The organism is Ruegeria sp. YTSC002, from assembly GCF_059609845.1.
Window position 1 is genome coordinate 404,963 of sequence record NZ_JBXWML010000001.1, and the last position, 12,854, is coordinate 417,816.

The 12,854-nt window shown below is 58.4% G+C and carries 11 protein-coding genes and 1 tRNA gene; 5 read left to right on the plus strand and 7 right to left on the minus strand.

Annotation, left to right across the window (positions count from 1 at the left end; translation table 11 throughout):
- Positions 1-97: 97 nt before the first annotated feature.
- A complete protein-coding gene (locus AC2FFD_RS02015; RefSeq protein WP_257599167.1) occupies positions 98-526 on the plus strand; it encodes a hypothetical protein in 429 nt (142 codons plus the stop codon).
- Positions 523-1,755: an HlyD family secretion protein gene (locus tag AC2FFD_RS02020; RefSeq protein ID WP_170343585.1), complete on the plus strand. Its 1,233-nt coding sequence runs from the start codon at positions 523-525 to the stop codon at positions 1,753-1,755. Before AC2FFD_RS02015 ends, AC2FFD_RS02020 begins: the two co-directional genes overlap by 4 nt.
- A gap of 60 nt (positions 1,756-1,815) precedes the next feature.
- On the opposite strand, the gene AC2FFD_RS02025 is transcribed toward AC2FFD_RS02020, so the two are convergent.
- The 7 genes from AC2FFD_RS02025 to AC2FFD_RS02055 all read right to left on the minus strand — a co-directional run bounded on the left by AC2FFD_RS02025 (position 1,816) and on the right by AC2FFD_RS02055 (position 9,692).
- Entirely contained in the window at positions 1,816-2,961 is a 1,146-nt protein-coding gene (locus AC2FFD_RS02025) for an iron-containing alcohol dehydrogenase (RefSeq protein ID WP_496871686.1), read from the minus strand.
- 67 nt (positions 2,962-3,028) lie between these two features.
- On the minus strand, positions 3,029-4,411 hold the full coding sequence (locus AC2FFD_RS02030; protein WP_496871687.1) for an aldehyde dehydrogenase family protein: 1,383 nt from the start codon (positions 4,409-4,411) through the stop codon (positions 3,029-3,031).
- A gap of 94 nt (positions 4,412-4,505) precedes the next feature.
- Positions 4,506-5,858, minus strand: coding sequence for a glutamine synthetase family protein (locus AC2FFD_RS02035; RefSeq protein WP_496871688.1), 1,353 nt, complete (start codon positions 5,856-5,858; stop codon positions 4,506-4,508).
- An 89-nt stretch (positions 5,859-5,947) separates the two neighbouring features.
- The gene (locus AC2FFD_RS02040) at positions 5,948-6,979 is read right to left on the minus strand and encodes a TRAP transporter substrate-binding protein (protein ID WP_170343589.1); all 1,032 of its coding nucleotides are present in this window, start codon (positions 6,977-6,979) and stop codon (positions 5,948-5,950) included.
- Positions 6,980-7,046: 67 nt separating this feature from the next.
- Positions 7,047-8,372, minus strand: coding sequence for a TRAP transporter large permease (locus AC2FFD_RS02045; RefSeq protein WP_496871690.1), 1,326 nt, complete (start codon positions 8,370-8,372; stop codon positions 7,047-7,049).
- Positions 8,372-8,890 carry a TRAP transporter small permease subunit gene (locus AC2FFD_RS02050; protein WP_170343591.1) on the minus strand — a complete coding sequence of 173 codons (519 nt, stop codon included), beginning with the start codon at positions 8,888-8,890 and terminating at the stop codon, positions 8,372-8,374. The genes AC2FFD_RS02045 and AC2FFD_RS02050 overlap by 1 nt, the downstream gene beginning before the upstream one ends.
- Before the next feature lie 16 nt (positions 8,891-8,906).
- On the minus strand, positions 8,907-9,692 hold the full coding sequence (locus AC2FFD_RS02055) for an N-formylglutamate amidohydrolase (RefSeq protein ID WP_496871692.1): 786 nt from the start codon (positions 9,690-9,692) through the stop codon (positions 8,907-8,909).
- Positions 9,693-9,795: 103 nt separating this feature from the next.
- On the opposite strand from AC2FFD_RS02055, the gene AC2FFD_RS02060 reads away from it, so the two are divergent.
- The 3 genes from AC2FFD_RS02060 (at position 9,796) to AC2FFD_RS02070 (ending at position 12,796) form a co-directional block, all read left to right on the plus strand.
- Complete coding sequence (locus AC2FFD_RS02060; protein WP_170343593.1) at positions 9,796-10,668, plus strand: MurR/RpiR family transcriptional regulator; 873 nt, start codon at positions 9,796-9,798, stop codon at positions 10,666-10,668.
- Between the two features lie 104 nt (positions 10,669-10,772).
- Positions 10,773-10,846, plus strand: a tRNA-Gly gene (locus AC2FFD_RS02065).
- Between the two features lie 129 nt (positions 10,847-10,975).
- Entirely contained in the window at positions 10,976-12,796 is a 1,821-nt protein-coding gene (locus tag AC2FFD_RS02070) for an ABC transporter transmembrane domain-containing protein (protein WP_170343594.1), read from the plus strand.
- Positions 12,797-12,854: the final 58 nt, after the last annotated feature.

The following is a 12,854-nucleotide window of genomic DNA, read 5'->3' on the forward strand; positions in this document are numbered from 1 at the left end:
CCTTATTCGCCACGCGTTCGGGTTTTCAGACTATAAGCAGCCTTGAAATTGCGCTTCAACCCGGTCAAAGAAGTATCAAAATAAACAGGAGGGTAAGGTGACCGCAGCAGACCTTCATCCAATGGCCACAGGGCATATTCCCGGATACGTTGTCGCAGCTGACGGAAGCGATTACCTTTTCTCCGCAATGGTCGTTTTTTTCGTCGTTCTGGTGGTGTTGATCGGTGTCGGATACCTGACACTTCATTCGGTTCCTGAAAAAATGGCCCACGAAAACAATCACCCGCAATTCCAATTGGTGGGTATTCTGGCGCTGCTGGCACTGTTCACACATAATGGGCTTTTCTGGATTGCCGCCATTCTGGTCGCGGGGTTCCAGTTTCCGGATTTTGCCACCCCGCTTAGAAATATTGCCGATGCCATTCGTTCTTTGGGTCCGTCTCCTGTTCCGCAGACAGTGCCTGAAACAACGGTACCGGCATCGCCGGAGTCCGAAGCCAGCGATACGCAGGAGCACACCACATGATCGAGACCATGCTCTGCGCCCTGGTAACTGTGCTGCCCGACTATCTGTTCCGCCGGTTCGTTCAGGGTAAGCGGATCGGTCACGAGATTACCTTGTTTACCATGTGGTACGAATTGCGGTGGGGTTTGACCACCTGTGCCATTCTGGCGCTGACCGTGATCACCACGCTGTTCTATTTTCATCCGGCCAGTAAAACCGCGGCATCCTATTTCCGAACAGTGACCATTCTGCCGCAATTGGGTGGCCGTGTTTCCGAGGTTTTCGTCAAGAACAACGAACTGGTAACCGCTGGGCAACCGATTTTCCGGATCGAGGATTTCAGCCAGACTGCACAGGTTCAGGCGGCAAATGCGCAGATTGCACAGGTGCAGGCCTCACTTAAGGTTGCGGAAACCGATTTGGCCGAGGCCGAAGCTGGAATTGCAGGTGCCAAGGCAGCGCTTGCCCAGTCTCTGGAGGATCTTGAGCGCAACACAACCCTGCGTGACGAAGGGTCAAGCGCGGTAAGGCTGGCCGAGATTGAGAGGCTGGAAAACCTTGTTGCCCAGCGAGAGGCCCAGGTTCTTGCAGCGGAATCCAAACGTGCTGCGGTTGAGCAGCAGATTGAAGAACTGATCCCCGCGCAGCTGGCAAGTGCCATTGCGCAACTGGATGCTGCGCAGACCGAATTGGACAAAACCGTAATCATAGCGGGCGTCACGGGGCGGGTCGAACAGTTCGGCCTTCAGGTCGGTGATTACGTAAGCCCGCTGTTGCGCCCTGCTGGTGTTCTAGTGCCATCGCACACCGGACATGACCGCTTTCAGGCCGCTTTCAGCCAGCTGTCTGCCCAGGTGATCAAGCCGGGCATGATTGGCGAATTGGGCTGCATGACCAAGCCATTCACCGTGATCCCCACCGTGGTGGTCGAGGTGCAGGATGTCATTCCTTCCGGCCAGATCCGCCCATCGGATGAATTGCGGGATGTGCAGACCAACAATAATCCGGGCTCGATTCTGGTTTATATGGAGCCGCTGTACAAAGGTATGGCCGATGACATTCCACCGGGCAGCAATTGTCTGGCCAATGTCTACACAGACAATCACGAGCGGTTGGAGCACGAAGATCTGGGCTTTTGGGAGGCGGCCTTCCTGCACGTGGTGGACACGATCGGCGTGGTGCATGCAGCGGGTCTGCGCCTGCGTTTGATCCTGATGCCGGTGAACACTCTGGTTTTGACCGGGCATTGATCTGATCTTGGCAATCCGAACGCGAAGGGCCCGGCAGGTTTCGCCGGGCCCTTTGGTTTCTTACAGCGCTGCTTTGAACAGCTGAGTCAGGTTGTCTTTCGTCAACTCAATCGGATTTCCACCGCATGAAGGATCGATGATCGCGCCTTCGACAAGCTCTGGTATTGAAGCTTCGGTCACACCTAGGTCGGACAGAGTGCGGGGGATGCCAAGGCTGTCGTTGAAATCCTGCACGAAGGCGCAAAAACCATCGAAGCCGCCGTCGATGCCCAGATATGCCGCGGCTTGCTGGAACCGGTCTGCAATGGCGGGGGCGTTGAAGTTCAGCACGGCGGGCATGCAGACCGCGTTCGTGGTGCCGTGATGGGTGTTGAATACCGCGCCAATTGGATGGCTCATCGCGTGGATCGCGCCAAGACCCTTCTGGAAAGCCGTTGCACCCATGGCAGCGGCGCTCATCATCTGGGCGCGGGCCTCGATATCGGTGCCGTCAGAATAAGCGCGCGGCAAGTATTCCTTCACCAGCCGCATCCCTTCCAGCGCGATGCCCTGGCTCATCGGGTGATAATGCGGGCTCGAGAAGGCTTCGACGCAATGCGCAAAGGCGTCCAGGCCTGTTCCTGCCGTGATGAACCTGGGCATTCCGACGGTCAGCTCCGGGTCGCAAATCACCACGGTCGGCAGAACCTTGGGATGAAAGATGATCTTCTTGGCATGGGTCTCGGAATTGGTGATGACGCTCGCGCGGCCCACTTCCGATCCTGTCCCTGCGGTGGTCGGAGCGGCAATGATTGGCGCGATAACGTCGGCGTCGGCTCGCGTCCACCAGTCGCCGATATCCTCGAAATCCCAAACTGGGCGCGTCTGACCGGCCATGAAGGCGACCATCTTGCCCAGATCCAGCCCCGAGCCGCCGCCAAAGGCGATCACCCCATCATGGCCACCTGCGTTATAGGCCGCAACTCCGGCTTCCAGGTTCTTCTCATTCGGGTTGGGGTCCACATCGCTGAACACCCCGCGGCCCAAACCGGCGGCCTCCATGATATCCAGTGTCGCGCTGGTGATGGGCAGATCGGCCAGCCCCTTGTCCGTGATCAGCAAGGGTTTCTTCATTCCGGCGGCGGCGCAGGCTTCGGGCAATTCCCTGATGCGCCCGGCTCCGAATTTGATGGCGGTCGGATAGGACCAGTTTCCAACAAGTGTCATGTCAGGTTTCCTTTGCAAAAAAAGGCCTGCTTCGGCGAGGGGGTGGGTCCGAAGCAGGCCGTCGTCCTTAGCCCGTTACCTTTTTGAGGTGGTAGGATTTGGGACGTGTCAGGTTGTGATATCCAATCACGGACAGACCGCCGCCACGCCCGGTATTCTTGCAGCCCGTCCAGCACAGGCCAGGGTCCAGATAGTCGGCGCGGTTCATGAACACAGTGCCCGTTTCAATCCGGTCACCCACCCGCACCGCACGATCCACATCCCGGGTCCACAGGCTGGCGGTCAGGCCAAACTCACTGTCATTCATCAAGGCGATGGCCTCTTCGTCGGATGACACTTTCATGATGCCCACCACTGGCCCAAAGCTTTCGTCCCGCATCACGCGCATGTCATGGGTGACATTGGTCAGGATTTGCGGTGTCAGATACGCGCCGCCATCGTCTTCTGCGAAGGTGTCGATATGCGCGACCGCACCGGCTGCAACCGCCTCGGCGATCTGGGCTCGCACCTCATCGGCAAACCGCACATTGGCCATCGGGCCAATCGTTGTCTCGGCGTCCAGCGGGTTGCCCAGCTTGTAGCCCTGCACGATGCCCACTGCCTTGGCGACAAAGTCGTCATAGAGGCTTTCGTGGACATAGATCCGCTCGATCCCGCAACAGCACTGGCCCGAGTTGAACATGGCCCCGTCGATCAGCGTCTCGACCGCCGCATCCAGATCGGCGTCGTCCATGACATAGCCGGGGTCCTTGCCCCCCAGTTCGGTGCCGACGCCGGTAAACGTGCCGGCCGCGGCACGTTCCATCGCCTGACCGCCGCCGACTGATCCGGTGAAGTTCACGAAATCAAATGCATTGCCCGCGATCAGATTGTTGGTCACGTCATGGCTCAGGAACACATTCTGGAACACGTCCTCGGGCACTCCTGCCGAATGGAACGCCTTTGCCATGCGCTCGCCCACCAGCAAGGTCTGTGTCGCGTGTTTCAGGACGACCGTGTTGCCCGCGATAAGCGCCGGTGCGACCGTGTTGATCGCCGTCATGTAAGGATAGTTCCAGGGTGCCACCACAAAGACCACCCCATGCGGGATGCGCTTGATATAACGCTTGAACGTCGCATCCTCGCCCACGGCGATATCTGCCAGAGACGTCTCTGCAATCTTCGCCATGTGGCTTGCGCGTTCGTTGAACCCACCGAATTCACCACCATAACGCACCGGGCGACCCATCATATGGGCCAGTTCGGGCACGATCTCATCGTTCATGGCGCCAACGGCGGCCACGCCAGCCATCACAAGATCAATCCGCTCCTGCAACGGACGGGCCGCCCAGTCCGCCTGAGCAGCCCGAGCGCGGGCCGCGGCCCCGAAAGCGGCCTCTCGCGACAACACTTCACGTTCGGCAAAAACCGATCCGTCGATCGGCGAGACACATTTCAACATCTGCCCCATTTTCACTCCATTTCCGAAAGAAACAGGAACCCTGCTTCATCTGGCCAAAAATATCCCGGGGGTCTGGGGGCAGAGCCCCCAGCACGACCCGACTTCACGCCCGCTCGAACCCGCGGGCGATTTCCCAATCCGTGACCACGCGTTCGAATTCCTCGATCTCGACCTCCGCGGCACGGGTATAGTGGTCGACGACGTCATCTCCCATGGCCGCCCGCAACATGGCCGAACCATGCAGCGCATCCCGCGCCGCACGAAGGTTGCCCGGGATCATGGCAGTCTCACCCTGATAAACGTCGCCCTTGGTCGGCGGTTGCAGATCCAGCCCTTCCTCGATGCCCGCAATCCCTGCCGCCAGCATGCCAGCCATCGCCAGATAGGGGTTCATATCTGAGCCCGGAATCCGGCACTCGACACGTACGGCCTTGGTGCCGTCACCGCACAGGCGGAACCCGGCAGTGCGGTTGTCCACGGACCAGATGATCCGCGTTGGCGCGAAGGTACCTTTCATGAAGCGTTTGTAACTGTTGATGTAGGGCGCCATGAAATAAGTATAATCAGGGGCATATTTCAGCAAACCGGCCATATAGCTTTTCATCAGCGCCGACATGCCCAGATCATCCCCGGCGTCATAGAAGGCAGGCTGTCCATCCGCCCACAGTGACTGGTGCACATGGGACGAACTGCCCACCTTATCGTGATGCCATTTCGGCAGGAAGGTCGCCGCATGACCATGTTGCCACGCGATCTCTTTCACAGCGTTCTTGGCGATCGAGTGATACTCGGCTGTTTCCATCGCGGGTGCGTATTTGATGTTAAGCTCTTCCTGTCCGGTCTCGGCCTCACCTTTGGAGTTCTCAACCGGAATACCCGCATCCCACAGATGGTTGCGGATCGGGCGCATCACATGTTCTTCCTTGGTGGTCTGAAGGATGTGATAGTCCTCGTTATAGCCCGAGATCGGCTCCAGATCGCGGAACCCTTCCTTGCGGATCTGGTCAAAGCTTTTCTCGAACAGGAAAAACTCAAGCTCGGTCGCCGTCATGGCGTCATAGCCCATGGCTTTCAAACGGTTGACCTGCTTTTTCAGGATTGAACGCGGCGCGTGCGGCACTTCCTCATGGGTGTGATGATCCAGCACATCACACATCACCATCGCCGTGCCCTCAAGCCACGGCACCGGGCGCAGGGTGCTGAGGTCCGGTTTCATGATATAATCGCCATAGCCCCGTTCCCAACTGGTCGAGGCATAGCCATCAGGTGTTGCCATCTCCAGATCGGTGGCCAGCAGGTAGTTGCAGCAATGGGTCTCTTCCCATGCGCCTGCCACGAAATGGCCCGCGTGAAAGCGTTTGCCCATCAACCGGCCCTGCATGTCCACCATGCAGACCAAAACCGTATCAACCGAACCTTCGGATACCTGCGTTTTCAGATGTTCGAACGTGAGCATGTGCCACCTTTGTCTTTGCCGAAATCCATCATCGGCCATTCGTCCTGTTTGACCCGCCCCATGCAAGGGGCGGGTCGCCTGGCCAATTCTTAGCCGTAGCGGTACGGCCGTCCAGCCTTGAGCATGTCGGCGTTGTACTGTTTGAAGATTTCAACAACCTTCGCCTTGGTTTCAGATTCGGCTGCGATCTCATCCCAGAAGGCAACGGCCGCGGCTTCGACGGTTGCCCATTCTTCGTCCGGGATCGACGTCAGCTGCATCTTGTCTCCGTTGACGCGCAGGCTGGCTTCGCCGCCCCAGTACCACCACTGACGATAATAGTGTGACTGATCGGTGCAAACGCGGAACAGGGTCTGCAAATCTTCGGGCAGCTCGTTCCAGCGATCCATGTTGGCAAAGAACGAACCGGCCCAGGCGCCCGAGATGTTGTTGGTCAGGAAGTAATTGGTCACATCCGCCCAGCCGACAGTGTAGTCTTCGGTGATGCCGGACCACGCGATGCCGTCCAGCTCGCCGGTCTGCACCGCGACTTCGATGTCTTCCCAGGGCAGAGTGACCGGCACAACGCCGAACTGAGAAAGGAAGCGGCCCGCGGTCGGGAAGGTAAACACACGTTTGCCCTGAAGGTCCGCCAGGCTGTTGATCGGGTCCTTCGTTGCAAAGTGGCACGGATCCCAGGCACCGGCCGAGATGTGCTTGACGCCGACTTTCGAATATTCCTCATCCCAGATCTCGTTCAGCCCGTACTGGTTGAACAGAACCGGCACGTCCAGCGAATAGCGCGAGGCAAAGGGGAAATAGCCGCCGAACACGGTGACCTCGGTGGGTGACGCCATCGAGTCATCATCCGACTGAACGGCATCAATCGTGCCGCGCTGCATGGCGCGGAACAGCTCGCCCGTTGGAACCAGCTGGTCGGCATAGAACAGCTCGATCTGCATCCGGTCGCCGGCGATTGTGTTGAACATTTTGATGGCCGGGTCGATCACGTGTTCGGCCAACGCCGGGCCGGCATAGGTCTGCATCCGCCATCTGATGGTCGATTGCGCCAGTGCAGGCGTCGCCAGAGCAGCGGCGGGAGCGGCCGCAGCACCTTTCAGAAATGTACGTCTGTTCGTCATTCTCTCTCTCCGTTGGTCAGTTTCGATTGTGCGGGGATTGCCCGCGAAGCCCCGGTTTGATCCGGGATCATTTGTTGTAGATGTATTCAGGCAGCCACAGCGCGATCTGCGGGAATGTCATGATGATCGCCAGCGCCAGGGTCATCACCATCACGAAGGGCAGGATCGAACCGTAAATGTCGCGCAGCGATATCTCTGGCGGCGCCATCGCACGCATCAGGAACAGGTTGTAACCGAAGGGCGGTGTCATATAGGCGATCTGGGTCGTGATCGTGTACAGAACCCCGTACCAGATCAGGTCGAACCCCATCGCCCCCACGAGTGGCACGTACAAAGGCGCGACGATCACCAGCATGGCCGTGTCGTCCAGAAACGTGCCCATCAGAATAAAGCTGAGCTGCATCAAGATCAGGATCACCCAAGGGTTCAGGCCCAGCCGTTCGGTAAACAGGTTCTCGATTGCCCGAACGGCACCCAACCCGTCGAATACAGCGCCAAAGGCAAGCGCAGCCAGGATGATCCACATGAACATACAGGTGATGCCCAGCGTTGACCGCACAGACGTCTCAAAAACCTCACGTGTCATACGTCCCTTGAGGATGGCCGCGGCGAACGCCGTCAACGCTCCGATGGCCGAGCTTTCGACCAGTGAGGTCCAGCCGTTGACGAAGGGCACCATCATCGCGGCGAAAATACCCAAAGGCAGAAGGCCCGCGCGCAGCAGGCGCATTTTCTCTGCCATGGGCACGTCGCGGTCCTCGGCTGAAAGGGCCGGCCCCAGGGCCGGGTTGATGCGACAGCGGATCACGATATACAGGATGAACATTGCAGCCATCATCAGTCCGGGAAGCAGCCCGGCAAGCCACAGCTGCCCAACCGGCTGGCGCGCGATCATCGCGTAAAGAACCAGCACGACGGAGGGTGGCACGAGGATGCCCAGTGATGATCCGGCTTGTATCACCCCGGTCACCATTTTCTTGTCATAGCCACGTTTCAGCAGTTCCGGCAGGGCGATGGTCGCTCCGATGGCCATGCCCGCGACACTCAGCCCGTTCATGGCCGAGATCAGCACCATAAGGCCAATCGTGCCAATCGCGAGCCCACCGTTCAGACCGCCCATCCAGACATGGAACATCTTGTACAGATCGTCTGCGATCTTGGACTCGGCCAGCACGTACCCCATGAAAATGAACATCGGAAGCGTCAGCAGCGGATACCATTTCATCAGTTTCATGGCGGCCGAAAAACCAATATCGTAGCCGCCGCGATCTCCCCACAGGAACAGGGCGGCCATCACGGCGACAAAACCAATCGCGCCAAAAACGCGCTGCCCGGTCAGCAGCATCAGCATCATGGTCGAAAACATGAGGATGGCGATCAATTCGTACGACATCAGATCACCTCGCGCGGGATGTCATCGCCCCTGAGGCGCAGTATATCTTTGAACAGTTCCGAGATCGCCTGAAGCAACATCAGAAACAGCCCCACGACCATGATGACCTTGATTGGCCACAGATATGGTCGCCACGCGGTCGGGCTGCGTTCGCCATATTGCAGCGAATAGCTCAGCGAGTCGTATCCGCCGTAGATCATCACGCCCAGGTAGATGATCAGGAAAAGGACGGTGATCGCATCCGTCCACGCGCGACGACGGTCGGACCATTCGCCGTACAGAAGGTCCATGCGGACGTTGGACCCCATCTGGATCGAATAGGGTCCGCCCAGAATGTAATATGCGACCATTGCGAACTGGGCCATCTCCAGTGTCCATAGCGATGGCAGAAAGAACGTTTTCGAGATCGAGGACCAGAGCAGGATGCCCATCATGACGAATATTCCGTACATGACAACGCGCCCGATCCAGCGGTTCGTGCGGTCAATGACCGCCACATATCCCCGCATGAAATTCATCTCGATACCTCTGTTTTCATGGTTTCGCCTCTGCGTGCGATATGTCTTTGATGACCGAATGCAGAATTGGCGTCAGCAATCCCGCAATGCGATTCACGCCTTTTGGTGAGTCGATCAGATCGTTTCGGACTTCGATCATGACATTTGGAAGCCCGCGCCGGACCGCGTGTTCGCGCAGCGTGTGCGTGACGCCATCTGTGGCCGAGTAGGGCTCATTCAGAGCCACGCGTAGTCCTGAGCCTTCCGCGTGGCTCAGCATCAGCTGTGCGGCGCGGTCGTCTGCGTCATGAAGAATTCCCAGCTCTACCGTTCGGGGGGTTCCCTTGTAGACAGGCGTGAAGCTGTGGATCGTGATGACAACCGGAGGTTCGGGCCGTTCGTCCAAAGTGGACGAAACCAGCGTTTTGAAAGGTTCATAGACATCGCGTACCCGCTGGGCGCGCTGAGCATCTGTCAGGTTCATGTTTCCGGGAACGGAAAACACTTCGCTGACCTGCGGCATGGCATCTTCGCGTTCGGGCGGTCGGTTGCAGTCATAAACCAGCCGGCTGACGCGCGAGTGGACCAGCGGCGCATCCAAAGCGCCCATCAGCTCCACCGACAGGTCCAGCGCGCCGATGTCCCAGGCCGCATGAGAGCTGGCCGCCGCCTCATCCAGCCCCAATCCATCCAGCGCGGCAGGAATAAACCGGCTTGCATGTTCGCATATCAGCACAGCAGGCGCGCGACCGTGCGCATTGAGCACGCGGGCTGCCGGGGCTTCCGCCGGCAAAAGCAATGATGACTCGGTCTCGTGACGCATAGGTAGCATTTGTTACAGCAACTTCTCACCTGTCAAGAAAATTTCTGTAGACAAAATTTCAAACGAACATATTCTGTAACAAATTCAAGAAACGAGGGCGCCGATGGCCACCGTTGCCAAACTTGTCAAACAGCGGATTCAGGATGAACTGGACGATCTGACACGGTCTGAACGTCAGTTGGCCTCGGTCCTGTTGCAGGATTATCCGATGGCCGGTTTGCAATCGATCACCAAGTTGGCCGCCGCGGCGCAGGTTTCGACCCCGACCGTCATTCGCATGGCGCGCAAGCTTGGGTTTGACGGGTTCCCCGACTTGCAGGATGCGCTGCGCGAAGAGGTTGCGGCGCAGATCAAAAAGCCGATCTCGAAACGGGACGCCTGGGTTGTGGATGATGAGGCGGAACATCCGACAACGCGCTTTGCGCAAGCGGTATGGACCAACATGCGCCACACGCTGGAACGTCTGGACAAAGAGATGTTCGATACCGTCGCGCATCTTCTGGCCGAGACAGAGCGCCATCTTTACGTCGTTGGCGGCCGCATCACCCGGTCAAACGCGGATTACCTGTTCAATCACATGCAGATCATCCGGCCCAATGTGACGATGCTGGGCAATTCGGCGAATGTCTGGCCGCAATACCTGCTGGATATGGATGAATCATCCGTTCTGGTGATTTTCGACATCCGCCGTTACGAGGCGCATCTGGAGAAGCTGGCACAGGTTGCCTCGGGCCGGGGCGTCACCGTTGTGCTGTTTACGGATCAATGGGGGTCACCGATCGGAAAGACCGCCAATTATTCTTTCCACGCATTGGTCGAGGCACCATCCAGTTGGGATTCGACCATTGCCTTGCAGTTGATCTCGGAAACGCTGATTGCAGAAGTGCAGGAGGCACGATGGGAAGAAAGCAAGGAACGGATCGAAGAACTGGAGCGGTTCTTTTCCTCGACCCGGATATTTCGCAATCAGGACTGACGGGCCGGTGTCGGGCCGGTCAGTATCGGAAAAATAGCGCCACTAAATTTGCCACTTCCGGCTTGACGATCCCGAAAGCATGACTTAACCAGCGCAGACCATTTGCGGGTATAGCTTAATGGTAAAGCCCCTGCCTTCCAAGCAGGCTATGTCGGTTCGATTCCGTCTACCCGCTCCACTCCTTCCCTGAAATTCTGCGTCAAATGGCCCTTTCGACCTGCCGATTGTGGTTGTGATGCTTGACCATACTTGACTGTACCTCCAAGAAAGCGGTCACTCAGTACCGATCAGGACACAAGGGCCAGACATGGCAAGACAAGCCGCCAGCAAGCCAACGCATACCGCCGCGCCCGGAGCCTCCGAGGAACGCGCGCGTTCAAAGAAGATTGGGGTTCTGGCCTCGCTTTGGCCGTTCATGAAACCCTACAAGTTCCTGATGATCGGCGCGACGCTGGCGTTGATTCTGACGGCGAGCATGACCCTGACGCTGCCACTGGCAGTACGGCGCGTCGTCGACAATTTCCGCATTCAGGATGGAGAGCTTCTGGATTGGTATTTTCTGGCCGCGCTCGGCATTGCCGCTGTTCTGGCCGTGGGCACCGGTATCAGATACGCGCTTGTGACCCGTCTGGGCGAACGGGTGGTGGCCGATATCCGCAAGGCGGTGTTTGATCGGGTCATCGGCATGAGCCCGGAATTCTACGAACGCATCATGACCGGAGAGGTGCTGAGCCGGATCACCACCGATACGACGCTGATCCAATCGGTTCTCGGCTCGTCAGTGTCCATTGCCCTGAGAAACATACTGTTGTTCGTCGGCGGGCTGGTTCTGATGCTGCTGACATCCGCCAAGCTGACCGGGCTGGTATTGTTGCTGATCCCGGTGGTCATCGTGCCTATCCTCGTACTTGGCCGCCGCCTGCGCGTGATCAGCCGCGAGAATCAGGACTGGATCGCGGCCTCGTCCGGCAACGCCGGTGAGGCATTGAGCGCGGTGCAGACCGTTCAGGCTTTTTCTCATGAACAGGCCAGCCGCCAGCAGTTCAGTGAGATGACCGAGACATCCTACCGCGTGTCGCTGCGCCGTATACAGACCCGCGCGGTTCTGACGGTGATCGTGATCTTCCTGGTCTTCTCGGGTATCGTTGGTGTTCTGTGGATGGGTGCCAACGACGTGCGAAATGGCGTGATGACCGAAGGCGTTCTGATCCAGTTCGTCATCTATTCGATCATCATGGCGGGCTCGGTCGCGGCCCTGTCCGAAATCTGGAGCGAACTTCAGCGCGCCGCAGGTGCCACCGAACGTCTGGTCGAGCTGCTTCATGCAGAAGATACCGTCACCGACCCCGCCAATCCCAAAGCGCTGCCCAAAGACGTTCAGGGTGAAATCCGGTTTGAAGACGTCAGCTTCCGCTATCCGGCGCGCCCCGATACGATTGCACTGGATCATCTCTCGCTTTTGGTGAAACCCGGCGAGACGGTCGCATTCGTCGGGCCATCGGGGGCGGGAAAAACAACCGTGATCCAACTGATCCAGCGCTTCTATGATCCAAACTCGGGCCGCGTGACGCTGGACGGTCTTGATCTGCGCGACATCAACCGGTCAGACTTTCGCCGCCACATGGCTTTGGTGCCCCAGGACCCTGTGATCTTTGCTGCATCCGCGCGGGAAAACATCCGTTTTGGGCGTCTGGACGCCTCGGATGCAGAAGTCGAATCTGCCGCGCGGGCCGCTGCCGCGCATGATTTTATCGCGGCCTTGCCCGAAGGATATGACAGCTTTGTCGGCGAACGCGGTGTCATGCTGTCCGGCGGGCAGAAGCAGCGTATTGCCATTGCCCGTGCAATCCTGCGCGACGCGCCGGTTCTGCTGCTGGACGAGGCGACTTCGGCGCTGGATGCGGAAAGCGAACGCGCAGTGCAGGGCGCGGTGGACAAGATGCGTGCCGGGCGCACGACCCTGATCGTCGCGCACAGATTGGCAACCGTAAAGAAAGCCGACCGCATCGTTGTGCTGGAGGAAGGCCGCATCGTGGCACAAGGCCGCCACGAGGATCTGGTGTCTCAGGACGGGCTGTATGCACGCCTTGCACGGTTGCAGTTCACCGATGGTGTCGCCGCAGAATAAGAGTGACGCTCCGGCACTTGCACATTCGCCGTAGCGTCATTCTACATTTTACTCCCTT